Source organism: Rhodococcus sp. ARC_M6 (genome assembly GCF_022810305.1).
In the GTDB taxonomy this organism is placed as follows: domain Bacteria; phylum Actinomycetota; class Actinomycetes; order Mycobacteriales; family Mycobacteriaceae; genus Rhodococcus_F.
The window spans coordinates 1-428 of the sequence record NZ_JALGQH010000088.1 but is presented as its reverse complement, the minus strand read 5'-3'; the positions used below and the strand labels follow the sequence as shown (position 1 = coordinate 428).

Annotated in this window: 1 pseudogene; it reads right to left on the bottom strand. The window is 65.2% G+C overall.

Going from position 1 to position 428, the window contains the following annotated elements:
- Positions 1-428 (bottom strand): annotated as a pseudogene (locus tag MTX36_RS29505) (DUF222 domain-containing protein); the annotation flags it as partial.

The following is a 428-nucleotide window of genomic DNA, read 5'->3' as shown; positions in this document are numbered from 1 at the left end:
GCCGACCGCGCATCCGGAGTCCCGTCCGCGGCAGGGGTCGGCATCGACAACCCCGACAACGCCGAGAGAAGCATTTCGCCGGTCAACGCATCGAACTCACCTTTGATCACCACCCGACCGTTCAACGTCGGCGCGATGCGCAACTCATTGCGGTCGTCGTCTTCCCCGGCCGGGATGTCCTCGGATTCGAAGATCCGCTCGAGGACGGCGATGGCGTACCGCAGTTTCGTGGTGGTCGCTTCCACTCCGGAGGCTGCGGCGAGCAGGGTTTTGATGCAGTGCGGTAAGGCGCGGTCCGGCATCCCTTTGGGTGGAGACTCGCAGAATGCGGTGATCAGCGCGGCATGGTCGACGGTGAGGTCACTGGCATCGAACTGCGCCGCAATGGCGGGGAACGCTCGCAGGGCCACCCCGAGGGCAGCGATCTT